At 54.0% G+C, this 24,454-nt stretch carries 18 protein-coding genes and 5 tRNA genes; 20 read left to right on the top strand and 3 right to left on the bottom strand.

Going from position 1 to position 24,454, the window contains the following annotated elements:
• The first annotated feature begins 50 nt into the window (after positions 1-50).
• A complete protein-coding gene (bioF, locus tag SELR_RS01635; RefSeq protein ID WP_014423459.1) occupies positions 51-1,988 on the top strand; it encodes an 8-amino-7-oxononanoate synthase in 1,938 nt (645 codons plus the stop codon).
• Between the two features lie 82 nt (positions 1,989-2,070).
• On the opposite strand, the gene SELR_RS01640 is transcribed toward bioF, so the two are convergent.
• Together SELR_RS01640 and SELR_RS01645 are read right to left on the bottom strand one after the other, a co-directional pair.
• Positions 2,071-3,990, bottom strand: coding sequence for a nicotinate-nucleotide--dimethylbenzimidazole phosphoribosyltransferase (locus tag SELR_RS01640; protein ID WP_014423460.1), 1,920 nt, complete (start codon positions 3,988-3,990; stop codon positions 2,071-2,073).
• Positions 3,987-6,179, bottom strand: a complete 2,193-nt coding sequence (locus tag SELR_RS01645; RefSeq protein ID WP_041914225.1) for a Tex family protein — start codon at positions 6,177-6,179, stop codon at positions 3,987-3,989. The genes SELR_RS01640 and SELR_RS01645 overlap by 4 nt, the downstream gene beginning before the upstream one ends.
• Positions 6,180-6,380: 201 nt before the next feature.
• Between SELR_RS01645 and SELR_RS01650 the strand changes: the two genes are divergently transcribed.
• The 9 genes from SELR_RS01650 to SELR_RS01690 all read left to right on the top strand — a co-directional run bounded on the left by SELR_RS01650 (position 6,381) and on the right by SELR_RS01690 (position 13,737).
• Positions 6,381-6,755, top strand: a complete 375-nt coding sequence (locus tag SELR_RS01650; protein WP_014423462.1) for a hypothetical protein — start codon at positions 6,381-6,383, stop codon at positions 6,753-6,755.
• 50 nt (positions 6,756-6,805) lie between these two features.
• Positions 6,806-7,486 (top strand): hypothetical protein, encoded by a 681-nt coding sequence (locus SELR_RS01655; protein ID WP_014423463.1) that lies wholly within the window; start codon positions 6,806-6,808, stop codon positions 7,484-7,486.
• Between the two features lie 70 nt (positions 7,487-7,556).
• The gene (locus SELR_RS01660) at positions 7,557-7,745 is read left to right on the top strand and encodes a hypothetical protein (RefSeq protein WP_041914226.1); all 189 of its coding nucleotides are present in this window, start codon (positions 7,557-7,559) and stop codon (positions 7,743-7,745) included.
• Positions 7,746-8,055: 310 nt separating this feature from the next.
• On the top strand, positions 8,056-8,682 hold the full coding sequence (locus SELR_RS01665; protein WP_014423464.1) for a polysaccharide deacetylase family protein: 627 nt from the start codon (positions 8,056-8,058) through the stop codon (positions 8,680-8,682).
• A 16-nt stretch (positions 8,683-8,698) separates the two neighbouring features.
• A complete protein-coding gene (locus SELR_RS01670) occupies positions 8,699-9,289 on the top strand; it encodes a DUF5780 domain-containing protein (protein ID WP_014423465.1) in 591 nt (196 codons plus the stop codon).
• Positions 9,290-9,535: 246 nt separating this feature from the next.
• Positions 9,536-9,880: a hypothetical protein gene (locus tag SELR_RS01675; RefSeq protein WP_014423466.1), complete on the top strand. Its 345-nt coding sequence runs from the start codon at positions 9,536-9,538 to the stop codon at positions 9,878-9,880.
• Between the two features lie 132 nt (positions 9,881-10,012).
• Positions 10,013-11,371 (top strand): PAS domain-containing sensor histidine kinase, encoded by a 1,359-nt coding sequence (locus tag SELR_RS01680; protein ID WP_014423467.1) that lies wholly within the window; start codon positions 10,013-10,015, stop codon positions 11,369-11,371.
• 25 nt (positions 11,372-11,396) lie between these two features.
• Positions 11,397-11,792, top strand: coding sequence for a response regulator (locus SELR_RS01685; protein WP_014423468.1), 396 nt, complete (start codon positions 11,397-11,399; stop codon positions 11,790-11,792).
• 148 nt (positions 11,793-11,940) lie between these two features.
• The gene (locus SELR_RS01690) at positions 11,941-13,737 is read left to right on the top strand and encodes a methyl-accepting chemotaxis protein (protein ID WP_014423469.1); all 1,797 of its coding nucleotides are present in this window, start codon (positions 11,941-11,943) and stop codon (positions 13,735-13,737) included.
• Positions 13,738-13,792: 55 nt separating this feature from the next.
• Here SELR_RS01690 and proC read toward each other — a convergent pair whose 3' ends face one another.
• Positions 13,793-14,575: a pyrroline-5-carboxylate reductase gene (gene proC / locus SELR_RS01695; protein ID WP_014423470.1), complete on the bottom strand. Its 783-nt coding sequence runs from the start codon at positions 14,573-14,575 to the stop codon at positions 13,793-13,795.
• 309 nt (positions 14,576-14,884) lie between these two features.
• Between proC and SELR_RS01700 the strand changes: the two genes are divergently transcribed.
• The 10 genes from SELR_RS01700 (at position 14,885) to SELR_RS01745 (ending at position 24,417) form a co-directional block, all read left to right on the top strand.
• Complete coding sequence (locus SELR_RS01700; protein WP_014423471.1) at positions 14,885-19,378, top strand: AAA domain-containing protein; 4,494 nt, start codon at positions 14,885-14,887, stop codon at positions 19,376-19,378.
• A 132-nt stretch (positions 19,379-19,510) separates the two neighbouring features.
• Positions 19,511-19,586 (top strand) — tRNA-Gly (locus SELR_RS01705).
• A 4-nt stretch (positions 19,587-19,590) separates the two neighbouring features.
• Positions 19,591-19,666, top strand: a tRNA-Gly gene (locus SELR_RS01710).
• Between the two features lie 28 nt (positions 19,667-19,694).
• A tRNA-Ile gene (locus tag SELR_RS01715) sits at positions 19,695-19,771 on the top strand.
• A gap of 24 nt (positions 19,772-19,795) precedes the next feature.
• Positions 19,796-19,873: transfer RNA gene (locus SELR_RS01720), tRNA-Arg, on the top strand.
• Positions 19,874-19,879: 6 nt separating this feature from the next.
• Positions 19,880-19,965: transfer RNA gene (locus tag SELR_RS01725), tRNA-Tyr, on the top strand.
• 166 nt (positions 19,966-20,131) lie between these two features.
• On the top strand, positions 20,132-20,752 hold the full coding sequence (locus SELR_RS01730) for a 3D domain-containing protein (protein ID WP_014423472.1): 621 nt from the start codon (positions 20,132-20,134) through the stop codon (positions 20,750-20,752).
• Positions 20,753-20,998: 246 nt separating this feature from the next.
• Positions 20,999-21,964 (top strand): TAXI family TRAP transporter solute-binding subunit, encoded by a 966-nt coding sequence (locus SELR_RS01735; protein ID WP_014423473.1) that lies wholly within the window; start codon positions 20,999-21,001, stop codon positions 21,962-21,964.
• A 61-nt stretch (positions 21,965-22,025) separates the two neighbouring features.
• Entirely contained in the window at positions 22,026-22,505 is a 480-nt protein-coding gene (locus SELR_RS01740) for a DUF1850 domain-containing protein (protein WP_014423474.1), read from the top strand.
• Complete coding sequence (locus SELR_RS01745; RefSeq protein ID WP_014423475.1) at positions 22,498-24,417, top strand: TRAP transporter permease; 1,920 nt, start codon at positions 22,498-22,500, stop codon at positions 24,415-24,417. Before SELR_RS01740 ends, SELR_RS01745 begins: the two co-directional genes overlap by 8 nt.
• The last annotated feature ends 37 nt before the right edge of the window (positions 24,418-24,454 follow it).

Here is a 24,454-nt window from a genome sequence, read left to right on the forward strand (position 1 = left end):
CTTTTTTCTATGTTATGCTAAAGAAGAATAACATAGAAGGTGGCGGTTAGATGTCCGTATATAGTTTGAAGATGCGTGCAAGCAGACAGAACGGACTGCAGGCAGAACATGTATCAGGGGCAGAAAAGATCCTGGCGGAGGAAGAACTGCCTGAGCAGATGCAAGGGCTGTTGGAGAGAGCGTTGCATCATGCCAAGGGAAAAGCCGATTTTGTCAATATGAAGATCGAGGCAATTGACCAATCAAAACTGCAGTATATTGATGCTCTGCCTGTTTCGACGCACCCGGTGAGTTCGCCTGCGGAAGGGCGTGACTTTATCCTGAGCGTGCTGGAGGCTCTGGGCATTCATAATGGTCCGGCCATCATGGAGCATTTTAAGGATACATATGGGATGCGCGGTGCGATGCTGCTGGACGTGGATACCCTGGAGCGTTTGGAGCCTGACCACAGCCGCGGCATAAGGGCTACCTATATGGATGCAGAACATTCGCTGGGGAGGACAGCAGCAGCGGGCAAGAATCACTTTCAGGAAGCTATTGTGTTGGCCAGTAAAGTACTGCATGCACCGCATATCATAGCGGAAATCTGTATGTCAGATGATCCGGATTACATCACAGGATATATAGCCACGCGAAAAACAGGCTATGTCCGCATCACCAAGATGAAAGAAATGGGCTGTCCGGATGGCGGCCGCATATTCTTATATCGCGGGGATCGGAACGATGTGGCTGCGTGCATGGACTATCTGGAAAAACAACGGGTATTGGTGCGGCATGTACCGCTTACGCCTGCAGGCGATGAGGTAAACATCACTTCACCCTGGGCGGTTTATGAAAAAATCCTACAGGACAAAAGACAGAAACATCTTTACCGGGAAACGCAGGAAATAGCAACGGTGCAGGCACCGCATATTATTTGCCGTCAAAAAGAGCAGCTGCTGTTAGCCTCGAATAACTATTTGGGCCTTATCGATCATGATGAGGTGAAAGCGGCAGCCGTTGCAGCCGTACAAAAATACGGCACAGGTTCAGGAGGAGCAAGGCTTACTACAGGAACGCTTACCATACATAATGAGTTGGAGCGCCAACTGGCAGATTTCAAAGGTACGGAAGCGGCCATCCTGTTCAATACAGGTTACATGGCCAATGTGGGAATCATATCCGCGCTGGGAATCAAGGGCAGCATCATATTCAGCGATGAACGCAATCATGCGAGTATTATCGATGGCTGCCGGTTGAGTCATGCCAAAACGGTAATCTATCGTCATAATGATATGCATGACCTGGAGGAAAAACTGAAGCTTTATGCGCCCTGCCAGGGACTTATTGTGACAGATGCGGTCTTTAGTATGGATGGCGATATAGCTGATCTGCCGCAGATCATGGAGCTGGCTGCCCGCTATAAGGTTTTGACCATGGTGGATGAAGCACATGCCACAGGTGTTATAGGAGAAACCGGGCGCGGCATCGTGGAGCATTTCGCCTTGAAGCAAAAGCCGGATGTTTTAATGGGAACCTTATCCAAATCCCTGGCCAGCGAGGGCGGCTATGCCTGCGGCAGTCAATTGTTAATCGACTATCTGCGAAATACGGCCAGAAGCTATATATTCTCCACAAGCCTGTGTCCCGCCGCCATAGCTGCAGCAGACAAAGCTTTAAGCATACTGCGCCGTGAACCGGAGCGCGTAAGGAAACTGCGGGATAATACGGCTGCCTTCTGTGAGAGTCTGCAGAGAAATGGTATAGATGCCTCTAGTGAATCAGCAATAGTCCCCATAATTCTGGGAGATGAAAAACTTGCTATGATGGCGGCCGCAGAATTACAGCAAAAGGGTATTTTCCTGTCCGCCATCCGTTATCCTACCGTAGCCAAAGGTGAAGCACGCCTGCGGGCGGCCATCATGGCTACGCATAGTAAGGAAGAACTGCGCGATTGTGCCAGGACGATTGCCGAGGTGATAACGAGGACGAAGCTGTCACTGCGGTAGGCTTTACATTCGAAGCGGCTGGAAACAGTAAAAGGGAGGTTGCACGTATGTGGCGTGCAACCTCCCTGTGTTATTTCCGCATTCAGTGTTGTTGTCTTTCTGCGCCGGGCCCGTCGCTGGCGGTGGCGACCTTGCTTTCGGCAAAGGTGCGCATCTTGTTGAGCATGGTCAGGGCGGCTTCGCCGATGTCCATGCCCAGGCTGGCGATGAGGCCTCCGGACAGGGTGCAGTCCGCCTTTATGAGCAGGGGCTGCACATGGAGAATATAGGGACGGATGGCCGGGCATAACAGCTCTGTATAGCGGGCGATGATCTCGCTGGCCTCATCATCGATGAGGATGAAGGCGCTGTTATGGGCCGCCGCGATGATGGCCCCGATCATGGCGCCGATAAAGGGCTGGGCTGCTTCCGGGGCATGGGCCAGGAATTCATCTGCCGGATATTTCAGGCTGCCGTCATCTTTCAGCAGTGACTCCCGCAGCAGTTCGGCCGTGGTGCCAAAGGGGGCATGCTCGTCGATTTCCGTCATGGTCAGGGCCAGATAGGGGCAGGACAGGGAGAGGAATTCTCCCTGTTCCCGGCCAAAGTCAAAGGCCGCTGTCAGCGGCAGTCCTTCCCGTACATGGGCCATGGTTACTTCCACTTGGGAACTGTGGGCGTTGGCGGCGATCAGCTGCATATGCAGGGGATTGCTCACCTTGCCGGTGAAGCAGAGCAGGGCCCGTTCCATTCCACATTCGGGCAGTTCATCACCGGTGATGCCGGCGATTTCCACGGCAACTTGTTCAAAGACGCCCAGACTGTCCAGGGGCTTGACCAGATTGTCAATGCGTTCCTTGCAGGCCGTCATGGCCGGCAGGTCCAGATCCTGCATGGTGGACAGATAGAAATCAAAGGTCTTGTTGGTGACCTTGGGGGCCAGGGTGGGCATATAGACATGCTGGAAGGGTGTCTCCACAGGATCATGGGGCAGATGGCTCAATACATCCCAGATATCCAGCATGTTTTCCAGCTTTTTGGCCAGCAGGGAGGAGCCGCAGGCTTCCCCCAGACGCAGATCCAGATACAACATGGGGGAGAGCCCCAGCTTTTCCAGCGCGAAGCCCTGGGAGGGCTCGCCGCCGCGATGGGACGGCAGCAGATAGTCCACGCAGGCCGGGGCCAGGCTCTGGGCGATCAGGGCGGCAGCGGCGCAGTTGGCGCCGTCCAGGATAATGGCCTTATGGTGGGCGGCAAAGCCTAAGATAAGGCCGGCTATGGCGCCGAATTCGAAACCGCCCACCTTGGCCAGCACGTCCAGGCCGTCAGCGGCATCCGGCTGATTGATTTCCAGCGCCTGGGCGACGATGGCCGTCTTTTGGGCCAGCCGTTCGTTGGAGATATTGGTGCCCCTGCCTGTGACCTCCGCGGCTGTTTTACCGCAGAGGGCGGCCACGATGGCGGCGCTGACCGTGGTGTTGGCGATGCCCATTTCTCCGGGCAGCAGGCAGTCAAAGCCCTCGGAAACCAGTTTGTCCGCCAGTTCAATGCCCTTTTCGATGGCGGCGACGGCCTGCTTGCGGCTCATGGCCGGGCCTTGGGCGATATTGCCGGTGCCATTGCCAATCCGGCAGTCCAGCAGGCCGGGGATGTCGATATTTTCCCCTTTGATGCCGAAGTCGGCCACGAAGATCTCACTGTCGGCAAAGGCGGCAAAGGCATTGGCCGCCGCGCCCTGACCGATCAGATAGCTCTGGGTCATCTGCAGGGTGGTTTCCTCCGGATAGGCGCTGACGCTTTCGCTGGCCACGCCATGGCTGGCGCAGCAGATGACCGTGCATTTGTCCGGAGCAGCTGGGTGCAGGTCGCCGGCGATGGACAGATAGCGCAGGAGCAGGTCCTTGCACCCGCCGAAAGAATCCTCGTCCCCCTCCATCACGGAGGCCAGTTTGGACGCGGCCTTTAGGGCCAGTTCCTGGTCAGCCGGCTCGATGGCGGCGATGGTTTGCATGAGTGAGTTCATCCGATTCTGGCCTCCTCCTGGGGAACCTGTTTCAGGGACAGGCCGATGCGATTGCGCTTTTCGTCGACGCTGATGACCATGACTTTGACGATATCGCCTACGGCCAGCACATCGAGGGGATGTTTGATGCGCTTCTTGCTCATTTCCGAGATATGGATCAGGCCGGCGGTCTTGAGGCCGATGTCCACGAAGGCACCGAAATCCGTGATATTGCGGACGGTGCCCCGCATGATGCTGCCTTCCTTGATGTCGGAAAGCTTGACGATGGCCTGGCGTGTCAGCGGCGCTGGCAGATCCTCACGGGGATCGCGGCCGGGTTTTACGAGGGCGGCCAGGATATCCTTCACCGTGAGTTCGCCGGCATCCAGCTCCTTGGCCAGTTTGGCGCAGTCGGCCAGTTTGCTCTTGGCGGCCAGCATGGCCAGCGCGTCCTTGTCGCTGAGGTCAGCGAGGCTGAAGCCCAGACGTGCCAGCAGCTTTTCGGCCAGCTGATAGGATTCGGGATGGACGGAGGTGTTGTCCAGCGGACTCTTGCCCCCGGCAATGCGCAGGAAGCCTGCGCACTGGGTGAAGGCGGCGGGGCCTAAGCGGGGGACCTTCAACAGTTCTTTGCGGCTGGTGAAGATGCCGTTTTCATTGCGGTAGGCCACGATGTTCTTGGCGATGGTGGCGTTGATGCCCGCGATATGCTTCAGGAGGGCAGAGCTGGCGGTGTTGAGGTCCACGCCCACATGGTTCACCGTGCTTTCAATGGTGGCGTCGAGGGTTGCCCCCAGTTCCTTCTGATTGACATCGTGCTGATACTGGCCCACGCCGATGGCCTTGGGATCGATCTTCACCAGCTCCGCCAAGGGATCCTGGATGCGGCGGGCGATGGACACGGCACCGCGGATGGTGACATCGTACTGGGGCAGTTCTTCCTTGGCCAGGGCGGAAGCCGAGTAGACGGAGGCGCCGGCCTCGTTGGTAATCAGATAGTGGACGCTGTTCAGCTTGTTGTCGGCAATCAGCTGGGCCGTGAACTGCTCCGTCTCATAGGAGGCCGTACCGTTGCCGATGGAAATCAGGGTGATGTCATGTTTTTTGATGAGGCCCAGCACGGTCTTGGCGGCCGCGGCTTTGGCCCCGTCGCTCTGGGTGACCTGGATCACGCCATGGTCGAGGACATGGCCGGTGGCATCCACCACAGCCATCTTGCAGCCTGTGCGGTAGCCCGGATCGAGGCCCAGCACCGTGTGGCCCGAGAGCGGTGCCTGCAGCAGGAGCTGCTTTAAGTTCACGCCGAAGATCTTGATGGCCTGGGCTTCGGCTTCTTCCGTAAGCTGGCTGCGCACTTCCCGTTCCAGCGCCGGAAACAGCAGGCGCTTCCAGCCGTCCTCGATAACGGCCCGCAAGGTTTCATTCCATGGGGAGGGCTGTTTGCTGATGCGGCGGAAAATCCGGTTCAGGCAGTCTTCCGTATCGATGGTTACATGAACCTTGAGACAGCCCTTGGCTTCACCCCGGTTGATGGCCAGAATCCGGTGGGAGGGCAGGGTGTGGATGAGCTCGCTGTAGTCCTTGTACATGGCAAAGACTTCCGCTTCCTCGGCATCTTCCACCAGCTCCGTTTCCATATGGCCGTTGTTCCAGAGGCGGCTGCGCATGGCCGCACGGAGCTTGGCATCCTCCATGATGACCTCGGCGGTGATATCCATGGCCCCGGCCAGGGCATCATCAGCGGTGGGGACATCCTTTTCCGCATCGATAAAGCCGGCGGCTTCATCCAGCGGCGTGCCGGAGATCTTTGCCTGCTCCAGCATCATTTGGGCCAGGGGTTCCAGGCCGCGCTCGCGGGCAATCTGGGCCCGGGTGCGCTTCTTCTGCTTGTAGGGCAGGTAGAGGTCTTCCAGCTCCTGCAGTTTTTGCGCCTTGGCGATGGCTGTGCGCAGTTCCTCCGTGAGCTTGCCCTGTTCCTCGATCTTGGCGAGGATCTCCTCCTGCCGTTTCACCAGATTGCGCAGGTAGGCAAGGCGTTCTTCCAACGTGCGCAGCTGTTCGTCTTCCAGCGCCCCGGTGGCTTCCTTGCGGTAGCGGGCGATAAAGGGAACGGTGTTGCCCCCGTCCAAAAGCTCGATGGCCGCAGCCGTCTGCTTGGGCGTTACGCCCAGTTCCTTGGCAATGACTGCGGGTATATCATTTATCTGCATGGTCTGCACCAACTTTCCTAATTAAAGTGATCATTGTTAAATTATAACGCAGTTGTCCGCATTTTACCACTGACAAAATATTGGCATACATTAGAGAAAGATTAGAATTTCCTTGCTAGGCATGGGCATATATGCTATCCTTATTGATATCTGCCTGCCGCCTGTCGGGGCGCTGGGCAATAGAATATGGAGAATGAGTAGATGGAAAGGAAGCGTTACGATAATCTGCGTAACAGCAATCCTGCTCTGGCTAATGTTATCAGCGATTTCTGGTCTGATATGAAGCAGAATCCGCTGAAATATAAAGGGCAGGATGCAATAGCTGTTGTTGAAACCGGAATCTCGGACATTATCAAAAATCAGATAAATGACTTTGCTGCCGAATGGTGTACGCAGCGTAAAGACATTATTGCTCTGCTAAACAATTTTAAGAAGGGTGACAGCATATCTTTGACGACGGATTATGATGCCTACAAGCAGACACATGAGGGTGTCAGTAAGCTAAAATACAACCGACGCATAAAGGCTGCTGCTGTAGAGTTGATTGAAAAGATAAGGCCATTACAAGATAAATGATGCTTGTAAAGTAAATAGAACAAGACGTAACTAATGGAGTGAAAATTTACATGGATTTAAGAGAAGCAACATCTTTATTGAATAAATTCGCACCAAATAACTGCCATGATATTTGCACCTTGATAACAGGAATCCAACATGAACTTGAAAATACAAAGAATTGCTTGGAGGCTGAATTAATAGAAAGACAAAAAAGCAGTGATTATCAAAGTCTGCACGATATTATTAGCCTGCAAGAAATTCTGTCAGAGTACATCACTGAAACAGCTAACTTTGTTAATTACTACAAACAGGAGAAGAAATCTAATGAGCAAACAGTAAGACCTGTAAAGAAAAGAAAAAAGCCACTGCCGTTGGTGGATACCGATTGGTACACGATTGACCAAAATGATGTAACATATAAACATCTTCATGCCTTGTTGTTTAGAAATCATCAAGTTGCAGTGGAACAATGGACATCGTGCTATGTAGAAATATGCAATATCTTGTATAAAAAGAATCCTGCAATAATTGAGAGAATGTTATACCATGAAGGACACGGAATAAAAATATCTAATCACCCCAAAGACTTAAGGGCACCTAAAAAAATAGAAGGTAGTCGATTGTGGCTAGACGTCCACGATAGTGCGGTAAACATCAGAAGGCATATATTACGATTACTGGATCTATATCATGTGCCATATGAGGATGTGAAGGTATTGTATTCTGATAAGCTTGCTGTAAAAGAGTAAACTTGTAATATATAAGCACTCGAAAAAGAGGATTTAGACAAAGTTTTATATTATTCAGGAGGAAAAATCTATGCTTATAGAAATAAAGCCTTTGTATAACGAGGAGAGCATGCATACAGCAAATTCTCGATTAAGCTGCGAAAATAGATTAAATGCAATAATCTTAAAATATAATATTTCTGCAATAGATGCTTCTATCGTTGCTGAAGGAGTAGAAAAATATGTAAATAGCGTAGTCAAAGATTGCAAAATTAATTAAAGATATGTAAATATTCAAGCCAAGGCAATACCATGCTAGAAGTATCTAAAAAAGGCGCAGATAAACTAATCAGAGATATATCATACCTTAACAGAGAAGACTGGGATAGAGATTATCGACGACAGTGTATATGAAGACTGTGAAGTTATGAAGGCGATTGATATGGTGCGCCATGTCGGTGCAGTAAGTATTGGTAGGTGGAACTCCAAGGTAAAAAAACAACGGGATCTCGTATGAAGCGAGTGTTTCATGTACAGTTCTTGGAGGAGTTTACTTCGAATGCTATTTTGAAAGAAAGGTAGATTTACTTATGAAAAGAATATTATTATTTGTGATGGTACTTTATGTTATATTTGTAAACACAGCATTTGCATCGATTAGTAAAATATCAGAGTCGGGTGTAAGCTATCAGATAGAATATCCACAACTGGATAGTGATGACAAAAACATAGCAGACATGATAAATAACGATATAAAAAAGTATGTCAATTCTTTCAAAGTAGATTATAATAATGGAAAATTCTATGAAGGACAAATGAAATTTGAGACTAAGTATGAGGATGATAATTATTTGTCGATTATTTTTAATGATAGTCGGACATATCAAGCCCACTATAGACCGCAAAATAAATATATCGGATTGAACTATAATAAAAGGACAGGCGAAAAAATTCCATTGAGATATTTTGTTCACATAGGAACTGATGACAGTTATACAATTAGAGAGTGTCCACTCTATAATTCGGCTAATAAAAAAATTGACAGATATGAATTTTCAAAAGGTAGTAAACTTATCCGAGATAACTATTTCTTATATGGTGGAGGTACGATAGCACTCATATATCAAGTCCATGAACGTGGTTGTCATGCTGATGGGATGACATATGCTGTGTTAGATTTAAAAACCATAGACTATTTGAATCGTAAAAATCCATAATAGGGAGGAATTTATAATGAAAAAAATATCAACTGCTATTGTAGGTTTATCCGTTGCTACGATGTTATTTACATCAGGTTGTGGCAACGATGCTGAATTGAAGAAGATTCAGGATGAGAATGTTGAATTGAAGCGTCAGGTCGAATCGTTATCTAAAGAGAATGAAGAAATGAAGAATAAGGTTGCAATGTTTGTCCCTAAAGAAAATAAAGCAAACCCGCAGAGTAAACAGCAAGGCGATCAACCTGTCGCGCTTGGGAATATTGAGATTGGACCGGATGCTGGCGGAGCAAGCGTAAAGGTAAGCTTGAAAAATGTTTCTCCGAAAACTGTTGATGCCATAGAGTTCGTCGTATTACAGTTTGATAATTTCGGAAAACCTTCTAACAGATTTAATGATGAAAGTTACGGAAATGTCACTTCTGTATTGACAGTGCAAGGTACAGCTGCTAATGGTCAAAGTCTAAGCGGTGGATGGACTTTGTTCAACATGGAAAAGAGCCGCAAGGCAAAGGTCGTAGTTAAGCAAGTACATTTTACTGATGGTGCTGTTTGGGAAAATAAATCTTTTGACGATGAGGTTGCACGCGAACGTACGAGCTATTAATGGTTATTCCTTCTTATAGCAAATTGTATGGTTCATAATGTAATAATGTCAAAGAAGAATCGAATAACGGTTAGGACAAGCGCCGGGGAAATCCTGCGAATGCTCCGCAAAAAAAGGTAAACTAACACAGTCAGCTATGGCTAATCGTCTAGGCATAGCTGACTGGTTGTATCCAAAATACGAAAAAGACTTACTTCTTATTCCGTTGGATCTATTTAGAAAAGATCAAGGGCTATAACGACATAGATGATGCGCAAGCAGGAGGAAGAACGCAAGCGGATTGAGGCGGAGAAACAGGCCCGTCTGAATGAACTCCGCCAGTTCTTTGCGGAGATGGATGAAACCATTGAACGCTATAACAGTGCCAAAGCGGATATGGGCGGCATGATGGAAACGCTGCGCAAAGGCGGCATGATGTGGGCGGATTATTTCCGGGTGCTGAATCAGGCGCGGAGCGATCGCGATGCGGGGCGCTATAAGGTGAACAATATGAAATGCCCGCAGGGGACGGATGCCCTACGCAAAGAATTCCTGCAGGTTCTCGATGCCCCTATCCGCTACTGCGATGTCATGAAGATTGGGGCTTTTTGAGCCCCATTTTTTGCTATACAAGTTTCCGGCTTTATGTTATCATTAGGTTAGGATTACTTTGCAATGCCTCTTGATTGTGCGCGTTGTTTTCTGTGTGGAGACGGAACATAGCTGACATTAGGAGGCGGGATTATGAGCAAGACCGTGAAGAAGCTTCCCCCGCAGATGCAGGGGGTGGTGAACCAGATCGAGGCCCTGGAGGCGCGTCTGGATGCCAGTAGGAAATATATGAGTGCCGTGTTTGCGGCGGCTAAGGTGGGAATCTGTCTGTTGGATGCCGGGGGCAATGTGCTGGCGGTCAATGATATGGGCAGGATCATCATGCAGGCGGAAGGCGTGAATGTGCTGGGCCGCCAGTTTGGCGATGCCTTTTGCTGTGAGAACAGTCTGGAACGGGGGTGCGGCCATGGCGCCAATTGCCGTCATTGCCCTGTGCGGCGCAATCTGGAGGCCGCCATTGAGGACGATGATTTTTCCAGTGAATTTACCGTGCAGATGAAGAATGCCCGCAGCGGTGAGCGCATGTGGCTGCGGCTGGGGGTGTCCCAGACGGGCACAGGCGCGGAAAAGCAGCTGATTGTGACCATGGTGGATGAGTCCCTGCGCAAACGCTATGAGCAGGAATTGGAAAAGGCCAAGGTGGCGGCGGAGAAAGCCGACCGCAGCAAGACCCAGTTCCTGTCCACCATGAGCCATGAGATCCGCACCCCCCTCAATGGCATCGTGGGGATGCTGGAGCTGGCAGGGCGGGAGCCCCTCAGTGAGAAGCAGCAGGAGTGCCTGCAGAATGCCAAGCGCAGTGCTGATGACCTCATGCATATCCTCAATGATATCCTGGACTTTGCCAAACTGGAAAACGGCAGGCTGCGTCTGGAACGCATTGGCTTTGACCTGCATGAAACCATGGCCCGGCTGGGGACAATCTATCAGCAGCTGGCCAGTGCCAAGGGATTGAAATTCGTGGTGACGGATTATAGTTCCCTGCCCCGTGTGGTAAGAGGAGATCCTTTGCGGCTGCGGCAGGTGCTGCATAATTTGCTGGCCAATGCCCTGAAATTTACGGAAAGTGGCCGGATTACCCTGGCTGCCTATCAAAGTACCCGCAAGGGACAGCCCACGCTGGAATTCAGCGTGGAGGACACGGGCATCGGCGTGGAAGAACCCATGATCGACAGGATTTTCCGTCCCTTCACCCAGGCGGACAGCAGCACCACCCGGCTGTTTGGCGGCACGGGGCTGGGGCTGATGATTTCCCGGGAGCTGGTGGAGCTCATGGGCGGCACGATCAGCATCGACTCCGAATTGGGACGGGGCACTTGTGTGTCCTTCTGGATGCCGCTGGAGGAGGCGGATACCACTGCGGGGGAACGCCGTATCATCCTGCGTCCCCGCACGGCCGCCAGGAAGACTGGCGCAGATAAGAAGCCCCATGACGATGCCCGCACGGAAAATCTGATGAACTACTGTATGCAGAAAATGCAGATGGATTGATCTTGACAGCCAGGGAGGGATTGCCGTGAGGATACTGATTGCCGAGGATGATCGGCTCAGCTGCACCTTCCTGACCGAGTTCCTGCAGGAATATGGGCAGTGTGATACGGCTGACAATGGGCTGGAGACCATCGATAAATACGTGGAGGCCCTCAAGAACGGCGAGCCTTATGACCTGATGTGCCTGGACATCATGATGCCCAAGGTGGACGGGCTAATGGTGCTGAAGATCATCCGGGAATTGGAAAGCCGCCATCATGTGGCGGCGGAGAAACAGGCCAGGATCATCATGATGACGGCGATTGCCGACATGGACTATGTGGATCAGGCCTTTGAGCTGGGCTGCGACGCCTATGCCTCCAAACCCATCGAAATCGCCCAGGTGCAGGAAGTCATGCAGGATCTGGGACTGATCAGCTGAATGGAATACCGTTGTCTGATGATGATGTCAGGCAGCGGTATTATTTTTTTCCGGTGGCAGGAATTCAAAGGCAAAGGTAGAACTATTCATTTAAAACGCAATATTCGCAAAAAAGACCGGCGTGAATTGAATCTAGGGAGGGACATCTATGTTTTTTATGAAATCAGTGCGGGGCAAGCTGACAGCGTTGTTCGTGGCCGTCAGCGTAGTGGCCACCCTGTCCGTGGGCGGCTATTTCATCTATACCACGATTTCGGACAATGACAAGTTGGTGCAGGATTACCGTAAGGAACTGGCGGATCATTATGACCGGGAACTGCGGCTCCAGACGGAAGGGCTGGTGTCCTCCCTGAACGGCATCTACGCCCGCCAGCAGTCCGGGGAACTCACGGAAGCCCAGGCCAAGAGCATGGCCCTCGATGTTATCCGCGCGGTACGCTATGACGAGGGCAAAGGCTATTTCTTCGCCGATGAGAAGAATTCCGGCATCTGCGTGGCCCATGCAGGCAACCGCAATGCTGAAGGCAAGATGCGCCGCAATGAGAAGGATCCAAATGGCGTGCCCTATATGGAAAACATGTGGAAGGAAGGCCAGAAGGACGGCGGCGGCTTTGTGGATTTCTCCTATCCCAAACCCGGTGAAACCCAGTCCCTGCCCAAGCGCAACTATGTGCTGGAATTCAAGCCCTATGGCTGGATCATCGGTACCGGCTCCTGGATTGACTACATCGATGCGGAAATTGCCAAATACACCAAGGAAAATCAGGAAGCCCTCTACCATAAGATCCTGATGTCTGCCATCATCATCCTGGTGGTATCGGCCATCATGGCTGCAGTGGGCGTCAAGATCGCCCAGAGCTTCGGCGATCCCATCAGCTTCGTGACGGGACGCCTGCGGAAATTCTCCCAGGGGGACTATCGGGCTGAGCCTGTAGATCCTGCCTATGTGGCCCGGGAGGATGAGATCGGTGAGATGGTGGAGATCCTGAAGGTTTTGGGCACGAATATGCGCCAGCTCATGGGTTCCATCCGTGAATCTGCCGAGCAGGTGGCCAGCGATGCCGACCAGCTCAACGATATGACCACTCAGTCGGCTTCGGCCAGCCAGCAGGTGGCCGAATCCATCACCGATGTGGCCACGGCTACCAATAAGCAGCTTTCCGCTGTTGATGATGCTTCTAAGTCCATGAGCGTCCTAATCGAACACATTGGCGGCATGGCCCATAATGCCCGCCGGGCAGCAGTGGAAACCCAGCAGGCAACGGAAAAGGCCCAGAACGGCAACAAGGTGGTCAGCCGTACCGTCAAGGATATGGCCCGCCTCAGCGAAGTGGTGGGCGAATCCGCCCGGGTGGTCAACAATCTGGGCGAGCGTTCCGATACCATCGGCCGCATTACCGATACCATTTCCGGCATTGCCGAACAGACCAACCTGCTGGCGCTGAATGCCGCCATCGAGGCTGCCCGTGCCGGAGACGCCGGCCGCGGCTTTGCTGTCGTAGCAGATGAGATCCGCAAGCTGGCCGCCCAGTCGGAAGAAGCGGCCAGCCAGATCGCCAGCCTGATCGGCCAGATCCAGCAGGAAACCCAGCAGGCAGTCAACAGCATGAACGAAGGCACGGACAACCTGGCTACGGCCAAGGACAGTGTAGAGGAAACCGGCCGGGAGTTCTCCGCCATCGTGGAATTGGTGGAAAAGATTGCCAGCCGTTCCCAGCAGATTGCCGATGCTTCCAAGGAAGCTACTGACAGCGCCGACAGCTGCCAGACGGCCATCCGGGATATCGAAGACATGAGCCGCAGCGTGGTGGCCAACTCCGAAACGGTGTCGGCGGCTACCGAGGAACAGTCCGCGGCTGTCCATGAAATGAGCTCCAATAGTGAGCAGCTGGCCAAGATGGCCGGCCTGCTCCAGGGCGAAGTCCAGAAGTTCAAAGTGGAATAACGGAAATAAAAAAATCGTCGTCTGCCCTTGGGCAGACGGCGATTTTTGCACTTGCTCACTTGTTCATGATGGCATCCACGGATTTGATGCAGGCATTGCGGAAGCCCTGTTCTTCCAAGGCGGTCACGCCGCGGATGGTGGTGCCGGCAGGGCTGCAGACATTGTCCTTGAGCACGCCGGGATGGGTGCCCGTGGAGAGCTGCAATTTGGCCGAACCCAGGACCATCTGGGAGATCAGGCGGTAGGCATCCTCACGCTTGAGGCCGTACTTCACCGCGGCATCCCCGTAGGCTTCGATAAAGAGATCCACAAAGGCGGGGCCGCAGCCCGTCACCGTGCCGCCGATGCCCATAAGATTGCTTGGCAGTTCCTGCACGAGGCCCACGGCGGCAAAGAGTTTCATGACCTGTTCCCGTTCCTCCGGGGACAGGGTATTTTTTTCTTCAAAGAGCAGTACCCCTTCGCCCACCATGGCCGGCGTGTTGGGCATGACGAACTGCAGCGGCGTATTGGTCTTGAGCACCGTCTGATATTTGGCGAAATCCCAGCCCGCCGCGATGGAAATCAGGTTCTTGCCATTGAGGGCCGTGCCCAGCTCAGCCAGTACGCTTTCAATCTGATAGGGCTTGCAGGCCATCACGAGGGTATCGCATTTTTCCGCCAGTTCCGCGATACTGGCCATGGGCGTAAAGCCAATGCGGGCGGCATTCTTCGCCAGCTTTTCCTGATTGGGGGCAAAGGCGAAGACATTTTCCTTGTGGATGGCACCAGCCTCAATAAAGCCGGCGGCCAAAGCCTGGGCCATATTGCCCATACCGATAAAACCGAGATTGTTCATGAAACTCCTCCTTGTAATAAAGATAAATTTTAAGGTCAGTATATACTTGGTTGTTGAATACGTCAAGTTGCATATGAGGTTTACATTGATATGCTAAGGCCCCCGGTGGCTGGTAATATTTTTCCTCCGCTCTCCTTCTTGACATGTATGTGTAAATATTCATCCTTGCAGGAAATAAGCATAATCGGTAGAATATTTGCAGAGGAGTTGTTTGAAAACACAGGTTATCCACAGGTTTATCCCCAAAAGTGTGGATTAGTGGATAGTTTTGTGGATAACTTTGGATTATGTGTGTATTTTGAGGTCTTTATGGATAACCAGAAAAAGGTACTGAAACTGTTTGATTATATCCGCAAGGTGGCTTCCCTGCGGCAGAGCCTGCAGCGCAATATCAAGGATCAGGAGTGGAGTCTGTTCCTGGATGAGCTGCCGGTGGATCCGAAACGCATCCGGGTGCTGCCCCGGATGGAGGGGCAGGAAGAGGTCCTGCTGGAAGTGGACAAGCCGGAATTCCTGCCCTGCCCGGAGCTGCCCTTCGATCTGGTGGGGTGGATACGCACGCCCAATTGGCGGGATTTTGCGGTGGTGGATATCGAGGTGCGGGAGGAACGCCTGCGCCATGATGAGCGGTTAGGGGACGTGACGGAGCGCTTCGTGGATTCCGGTGTGCGCCTGGCGGCATTGGAGAAGTGGAAGCGGCAGCGCACCCTCTGGCGGGCCGGGGAAATGGTCAAGAGCCGCACCCAGGAGCTCTTTATGGAGCTTTATGAGCTTTACGACAGATTGCGCAAGGAGCCGGAACGGCTGGAGCTGGTGGCGGGCAATGGCTTTTTTCTGAGCGGGCTGGATTCGGCCATCAATCACCCCATCATCCTGAAGCGGGTGCACCTGCACTATGACAACAAGGGCAGGATGCAGCTGTTGGAGTCGGAGTATCCCACGGAACTCTATGTGGATATGTTCCAGGATATGCCCGGCGTGGAGCCTGAGGGCGTCCGTGCCTTCGCTGAGGCCCTGGATGTGGGGAATATGGATCCCTGGGCGGATAATATGGGGGCCTTTCTGGCCAATACGGCAACGGCCCTGACACCCAATTGCCGTTATGCGGCCAACCGCTTTGATGTGCTGCCCACGGATTGGTATCTGACCTATGACCGGCCGGTGCTGTTCCTGCGGAAGGTACGGCCGGGGACGGAGCAGTCCATTGCCGCCATGATGGCCCGCATCGAGCGGGAAGGGGATGTGCCGGAATCCCTGCTGCGGATTGTCGATGCAGAGGCAGCAAAGGAGCAGGCTGAGCCCCTGACTGTGGATCTGGCGGATATCCGGGGGGAGGCAGCGGATATCCTGCTGACCAAGGCGGCCAACGCCGAGCAGCTGGGCATTGCCCGGAAGATTGCCGCCTCCCCGGCAGTGGTGGTACAGGGCCCGCCGGGGACGGGCAAGACGCATACCATTGCGAACCTCCTGGGGCATTTCCTGGCCCAGGGGCAGCATGTGCTGGTCACCAGTGCCACCAACAAGGCCCTGTCTGTGCTGAAGGAAAAACTTCCCGCGGGCATTCAGGATCTCTGCGTGTCCCTGATCGACGGGAGCAAGGGGGATATGGAACGGTCGGTCAAGGGCATCTGCGAGCGGCTGGCCCACAGCAATGAGGAAGAGCTCGCTGGGCGGGCGAAGGAACTGCAGCAGGAACGTCAGCAGCTTTTGCAGGCCCTGGCGGAAAAACGTCAGGTGCTGGCGGATATGCAGCGCTATGAGGCCAAGCGGGATTATTTCGTGCTGGGGGGCAAGGCCTGGTCCCTTTCCCGCATGGCGGCCTTTATCCATGACCATGCAGATCTGGCCGGTGTGGTGCCCGGACCGGTGGCGGAGGGGACTTTGCCGCTGACACAGGCGGAACTGGCGGAACTCTATCAGAGCAATGGCCTGCTGGACGCAGAAGCCCTGCAGGAGATTGCAGCAGACCTGCCTGTGCGCGGGCAGCTGCTGCAGCCGGAAGAGGCCGGAAAACTTCTGGAACTTTCGGCGGCGGAAGCCAGCCGGCGGGCGGAACTGTTGGCGGGACTATCGGAGGTGACGGTGGACGAAGCCGGCTGCCTCTGGAAAAAAGGACAGCAGGTGGCGCAGGAACTTTCCCTCCAGCGGCTGCAGGAAGCGGATGCCCTTTATGGGCAGATCGACTTTGACCGGCTGGAGAAAAAATGGGCCCAGGAGGCCATCCTGGCCGGCAAACTGGGGGGCGCCCATCTGGAAATGTGGCAGATGCTGGGGGCGGCCATTGAGCGGGTGCAGCAGATCAAACAGCATAATATGACGCAGTTCTTTGGCCTTGACTTCCAATATAAGGGACAGCAGGAACCTAATCAGGAAATGATCCAGGCTCTGGCGGAGATGGCGGCGGCCTTTGATGCCCATGGAAAGCTTACCTGGTGGGACCGCCTGTTCCATCGTGAATGGCAGGCATTGCAGCAGGCTTTTGCCATTGATGGGCACGCTATTTCCAGCCGTCGGGAGTGTCAGCTGGCCATGCAGTATGCCTCCCTGCATCAGGCGCGCCGGGAAGCGGCCGTGAAGTGGCAGCAGCTGTTGGAGCCCTATGGCATGGTAACTTATGAGGAACTGCAGGCACAGGGGGATGATACGGATGATCTTCTGAGCGCCCGCTGGCGGGAGGTGGAAGTCTACCTCCATTGGCAGGAGAATATCTGGGGTGAGCTGCGGCTGCTCTGGCGTCAGGCCGGTGTCAAGCTGGATCTCACTTATTCCCGGAATCACTACGCCACCCCCCATGGAGAGATGAAGGCGCAGCTTAACTGGCTCAAACAGGACTTCCCCCGCTGGCAGAAGCTCTTGCTGATGCAGGCAGCCCGGCAGGAGTCTGCCGACAGCCTGCGGGAAACAAAGGCGGCTCTCGAGGCGGCTGATGGCCAGCTGGCCCGTCAGTTCCGGAGTGCGTTGGCCAATGGCGACAGTGAGGCTTATGCCGCCGCCTATGAGAAGCTGGCCCGCTATGAAAAACTCCTGCCGGTTTATGACCGGAGGCAGGAGCTCTTAGCAAAATTGGCGGAACTGGCACCTCAGTGGGCGGCCAGAATTGAGCGACAGGAAGGCACGGATGGGGCGCGCCAGCTGCCCCTGCAGATCGAGGATGCCTGGCTCTATGCCCAGTTCAGCCAGGAGCTGGCCCAGCTGTCACAGGATGATCCTCAGGAACTGGAGGGGGAGATCAAGGAACTGTCCCTGCGGTTGACGGAGGTTACCACGAATTTGGCGGAAACCTCTGCCTGGCAGCATTTGCTGGAAAATGTGTCCGGCACTGGCCTGCAGGCCAGCCTGGTGGGCTGGAGCAAGGCCGTGCAGAAGCTGGGCAAGGGCAAGGGCCGTTATGCGGCCCGTCATATCAAGGAAGCCAAGGCCTGCATGCTGGAGGCCCAGGGAGCTGTACCGGCCTGGATCATGCCCCTTTCCCGGGTATGGCAGAATGTGAGCCCGGACAGTCCGAAATTTGACATCATCCTGATCGATGAGGCCAGCCAGGCCGATATCACGGCGCTGCCCCTGCTCTATCTGGGGCGGAGGGTCATCATCGTCGGCGATGACAAGCAGGTGAGCCCTGCCGCCGTAGGTGTTACGGCAGCAGAGATCACCCATCTGCAAAGCACCACCATCGAGGGCGTCATCCAGCATGCCTCCCTCTATACCATGGATACTTCCCTTTACGATATCGCTCAGATGAATTTTGCCGCCCGAATGCTCACAGAGCATTTCCGCTGCGTGCCGGAGATCATCGGCTTTTCCAACCAGCTGGCCTATGATGGCCGCATCCGTCCCTTGCGGGAGTCGGGCCGCAGCCTGCAGCCCTGGGTACAGGTGAAGGTCAGCGGTATCCGGGAACCGGGGAAAAAGCAGAATCTGATGGAGGCCGAATACATCGTGGCCACCCTGCAGGCCTGCCTGGAGGAGCCAGCTTACAAAGGAAAACGTTTTGGTGCCATTTCCCTGCTGGGAGAGGATCAGTCGAAGCTCATTCGGGAACTGGCCGCCAAGGAAATCGGCATCACCTCTTTGGAGGCCTGCGATTTCCTCTGCGGCAGTCCGGCGGATTTCCAGGGGGACGAGCGGGATGTGGTGTTCCTGTCCCTGGTAGACAGCCGCGACAGCCTCGAAGCCGGCAAACAGATGCGGCTGGTAGGGGAAGGCCATGCCGGCGATACGGCCAAACGCTATAATGTAGCCGTCAGCCGGGCCCGGGATCAGCTCTGGATCTTCCATTCCATGGAGCGGGATGACCTGAAAGAGGGGGATCTGCGCCGGAATCTGCTGGAATACGATGGCAGTTCCCAGATGAATCCCGAGGGGGAGGATAAGCAGCCCACCTCTTTGGAACTTACGGTTACCCGCAGCCTGCAGGAAAAAGGTTATGAGGTACACCAGAATATGGCCGTGGGCAGCCTGACTGTGCCCGTGGTGGCACAATATGGGGATAAGCGGGTGATCATTGCCTGTGATGGTGAGCATTGGGTGGACAGCATCAAGGAGGCAGCCAGCCTCCGTTACAATCAGGCGGTATTGGAACGCTTGGGCTGGACCTTCCTGCGGGTGCGGGGCAGCCAGTGGTACCTGAACCCCGAGGCCTCCCTGCAGAAGCTGGAAGCCCAGCTCAAGGATTGCGGCATTATGCCGGGCAAACCGGCAGGGCAGGAAGCTCAGTCGGCTGCCAGAGAGGAACTTACCGTCTATATACGACAGCGGGCCGAACAGCTGGTAAGCAAGTGGCATCAAGGACCTGGTGAGGGTTAAAACATCTTTTTTAAAAAAACTTAAAAAAAATATAAAAAAGGTGTTGACAGATGATATGGATATGCGTATAATAGTTTTTGTCAGTCAGCGAGACACAGAAAAACTTCTGAATCGCTCCTGAGAAAAGCAAATGCGGAAATAGCTCAGTTGGTAGAGCACCACCTTGCCAAGGTGGGGGTCGCGAGTTCGAGTCTCGTTTTCCGCTCCATAATGCGGAAATAGCTCAGTTGGTAGAGCACCACCTTGCCAAGGTGGGGGTCGCGAGTTCGAGTCTCGTTTTCCGCTCCATATTGTTTGCAAGTTTTGAGTAAAATTTGGGCCTATAGCTCAGTTGGTTAGAGCAACCGGCTCATAACCGGTCGGTCCTTGGTTCGAGTCCAAGTGGGCCCACCATTTACAAAGAACTTCAATATACATGACTCAGTAGCTCAGTTGGATTAGAGTATTTGACTACGAATCAAAGGGTCGGGGGTTCGAGTCCCTCCTGGGTCACCATTTTATGGGTAGGTGGCCGAGTGGTTAAAGGCAACAGACTGTAAATCTGTCATCTTCGGATTACGATGGTTCGAATCCATCCCTGCCCACCACTTGAAAGGCACAGCGTCGCGAAAGCGGCGCTTTTTCTTTTATCTGTTGAAAACGAAAGACTTGCGCTTCGTTTGACGAAAACTCACGAAGTTTGCTAAAATAAAGAGTATGTATACCGATGAAGTGGATGGAAATGCTAGTGAGGTGGTTTTATTGCGGAAGCAGATGTTCTTGTTAGTGTTATTTACTTTGGTATGTATGTGTTTTATGGCTGCCCCGGCGGCAGCATCCATATTGGTGAAGGAAGGTTCCAGCGGTGAGGCGGTACGCCATGTCCAGGAACTTCTGATCGAACAGGGCTTTCTCGAAGGCGAAGCCGACGGGGACTGCGGCCCCCTGACCGTGGCCGCCATCGAGAAATTTCAGGAATTCCGGGGCCTGACCGTGGATGGTGTCTGCGGTGACGGTACCTATTACTACCTTTCCGGCGGCGAGACTTATGAGAGCGCTGAAGAACCGGCAGCAGAGGCTGAGACGGAGGAGCGTGATGGAGGCGTTGTCTCTGGTGGCCGGGCTATATATGTATCAGCTACCGGCTATAGTGCCTACGATCCCGGCAATGGCAGCCGCACCGCCAGCGGCACATTGGTGCGCAGGGGCGTCATTGCCGTAGATCCCGCTGTGATCCCGCTGGGGACAAAGGTGTTCATTCCGGGCTATGGCCAGGCCGTGGCGGAAGATGTCGGCGGTGATATCAAAGGACATCGCATCGATGTGGCCTTTGACACCCATGAGGAAGCCCTGCAGTTCGGGCGGCGCGATTTAGAGATCATCATAATTGAATAGAATTTTACGTTGTTCCTCGGAAGCAAGGTTATCCTGCATCCGGGGGATATTTTTTTGCCTGCGTGCTGAATGGATGCTTTTGAAGTTGTTGTTTATTTGTGCAATGTATACATACATACATTACAAAATGTGTACTTTTTGCTCGAAGCGACTTGTCAGTGTATACTCTCTATGCTATAATGGTATATGAGATATGAAAGATTTGTTTTAATTTATCGGTCAATTGACACAATAGGAGGGGTAAGAATGAGATTTGCAAGCTTGAAGAAAGCCCTGGTGGCAGGGCTGGCAGTTGTGGCGCTGGCGGCGGTGTTTACCGGCTGCGGTGGGGACAATGCCGCCGAGAAGAAGTTTCTGAACATCGGTACCGGTGGTACGGCAGGTACATATTACCCCATCGGCGGTGCCATGGCGGAAATCCTCAATAAGGATATCCCGGGCATGAATGCCAGTGCTCAGAGCACCGGGGCATCGGTGGCCAATATTAATATGCTGAAGGATGGTTCTGTGGACTTGGCTATCGTTCAGAATGATATCACCTATTATGCCGTGAACGGCACGGAAATGTTCAAGGATAAGAAAGTGGATGGCCTCAAGGGTATTGCCACCCTCTATCCGGAAACCTGTCAGGCCGTAACCTTGGACAGCAGCGGCATCAAATCCATTGCTGACCTCAAGGGCAAGAAGGTCGCTGTAGGGGCCATGGGTTCCGGCGTGGAAGCCAATGCCCGTCAGATCATGGAAGCTTATGGCATTACCTATAATGACATCCAGGTACAGTACCTGTCCTTTGCGGAAGCAGCCAGCGCCCTTAAAGATGGCAACATCGACGCGGCTTTCCTGACGGCCGGTTATCCGACCTCTGCCGTACAGGATATCGCTTCCCAGCACAAAGTCCGCCTGCTGCCGGTAGATGCCGACAAGGCTGATGCGCTGATCGCGAAATATCCGTTCTACACCAAGACCAAGATTCCGGCTGGCACCTATGCAGGCTTCGATGAAGATGTGCCGGCAGTATCCGTGATGGCTATGCTGGTAGCCAATGACAAGGTGGATGACAAGCTGGGTTATGAGATCACCAAGGCGCTGTTCAAGAACCTGGATCGTCTCCATGCCGCTCATTCTGCTGCCAAGGCTATCCTGAAGGAGAAAGCGCTCGAAGGTATGTCCTTGCCTGTCAATGCAGGGGCTGAGAAGTTCTTCAAAGAGTAAACAGTGTTAGTTGGGGGCTGTTGCACGGCGTGTGACAGCCCTTTTTTGAAAGGTGATATTCTTGCAAAAAGAGTTTTTGCTATGTGGATTAGGACTGATTCTGGCCTTGTGGCAGATACTTACCCTGCCATGTGTCGTCATGTGGGCTGGAGGCCAGCGCCTTTACTTAGGCGAGGCGGCAGCAGGTTTTCCCCTGTCCCTGCGCTTCATCCATTCGGTGCAGAAGACGCCGGTGGAGGAATTTCTGGCCGTGGACGAGGAGCGGCAGCATTTCGTGCTCAAGGCCACGAAATACCAGTCCTTCGGCGTAGGTTTGCCCTTTGATGAGACGGAGGGCGAGTTCGTGCAGGAGGGGGATCATTTCTGGCTGCGGGGGCAGAACCGCAGCTATCCCCGGCTGGATTTCCGCGTCGGTGTAGGCACGGAGCTCAGCATGAAGCTGGGGGGACGGAGCTTTCCCCTGTATAAGGAATATGAACCAGGAACTTTGGTATCGGTGGAGCTGATGCCTTTATGGAAAGGATTGGTTATGAATGAATGAACATGATGCGAAACGGGCAGAGGCCGTGCTGAAGGAGTTTGACAAAGAGTCAGACACCATGGAATATACGGGGGTTATGGCAAAGATCGTAGCCTTCATCGCCATCGCCTTTTCTGTGTTCCAGCTCTATACGGCCACCTTCGGAGTGCTGGATGCCCAGCTGCAGCGCGGCATCCATTTGGGCTTTGGCCTGGCGCTGGTGTATCTGCTCTATCCCACGCGGAAAAGCTGGTCCCGGCATAAACTCCATCCGCTGGATCTGGTGCTGGCCATCCTGGGGGCGGCAGCACCGGGTTATATCGTCTATGAATACCAGCATCTGGTCATGCGGGCCGGCGTGGTCTCGGATATGGACCTCATCATTGGCCTTACCGGCATTTTGCTGGTGATTGAAGCGGCCCGCCGCGTGGTGGGCGTGCCCATGGTCTGCGTGGTGCTGGCCTTCCTGGCCTATGCCTTTGCGGGGCCGTATATGCCGGGGGTTTTAGCGCACAGAGGATTGACGCTTTCCCAGCTGGTCGGCCATCTCTTCTACACGACAGAAGGTGTCTTCGGCATTCCTTTGGGGGTATCCTCCACCTTCATCTTCCTGTTTATCCTGTTCGGTGCTTATCTTGAGTCCACGGGGCTGGGGAAATTCTTCATCGATCTGGCCAACTCCATTGCCGGCTGGGCCAGCGGCGGCCCGGCAAAAGTGGCGGTTCTGTCCTCGGGGCTCATGGGCACGGTGTCCGGCAGCTCGGTGGCCAACGTGGTGGGGACAGGGTCCCTTACCATTCCCATGATGAAGAAACTGGGCTATCATAAGAACTTTGCCGGGGCCGTGGAGGCAGCAGCTTCCACCGGCGGACAGCTGATGCCGCCGGTCATGGGCGCCGCAGCCTTCCTGATGGCGGAGTTCGTGGGGGTTCCCTATATCGATATCGTCAAGGCGGCTGTAGTACCTGCCCTGCTCTACTTTGCCGGTGTATGGCTGGGGGTGCATTTCGAAGCCAAGCGGGGCAAGCTCAAAGGCCTGCCCAAGGATCAGTTGCCCCATTTCTTCACCCTGCTGAAGGAGCGCGGGCATCTGGCTCTGCCGCTGGTCATCATCGTCTATCTGCTGGTTTCCGGTTATACCCCAATGCGGGCGGCGCTGGTGGCCATCGTGCTGGCCATCCTTTGCTCGGCCCTCAGGAAATCCACCCGCATGCAGCCCATTGAGATCGTGCGGGGGCTGGAAAAGGGTGCGAAGAATGTCCTGGGCGTGCTGGTGGCCTGTGCGGCGGCCGGTATCATTATCGGCGTAGTGACGAAAACAGGCGTGGGGCTGAAGCTGGCTTCCGGCCTGCTGACCTTGTCCGGCGGACTGCTGCTGCCCACCATGTTCTTCACGATGATCACGGCCATCCTGCTGGGTATGGGCGTGCCCACAACGGCCAACTACGTCATCACCTCCACCATTGCGGCACCGGCCCTGGTGCAGATGGGTGTGCCAGTGCTGGCGGCTCATATGTTCGTATTCTATTTCGGCATCATCGCCGACGTCACCCCGCCGGTGGCTTTGGCGGCTTATGCGGGTTCCGGCATCAGTGGCGGCAACGCATTGAAGACTGGTGTCAATGCTTCGAAGCTGGCCATTGCGGCTTTCATCATTCCCTATATCTTCGTGATGTCACCGGTGCTGTTGATGATGAGCGGCACAGTGCCGGAACTGCTGCTTTCCACGATCACGGCTTTGGGCGGCATGGTGGCCATCAGCTCGGCGCTGATCGGCTATCTGGCTGTTGACTGCCGGACGGTGGAACGGCTGATCCTCGTGGTGGCTGGCCTGCTGATGATCCAGCCGGGATTGGCAACAGATGCCATTGGTCTGGTGCTCTTTGGCCTGATTCTGGCCGGGCAGCTGAAGCGTCGCCCCAAAGAGGCTTGATGTGTATATTTAAGGACTGTGAGTGTTCACAGTCCTT

It is taken from the genome of Selenomonas ruminantium subsp. lactilytica TAM6421 (assembly GCF_000284095.1).
In the GTDB taxonomy this organism is placed as follows: domain Bacteria; phylum Bacillota; class Negativicutes; order Selenomonadales; family Selenomonadaceae; genus Selenomonas_A; species Selenomonas_A lactilytica.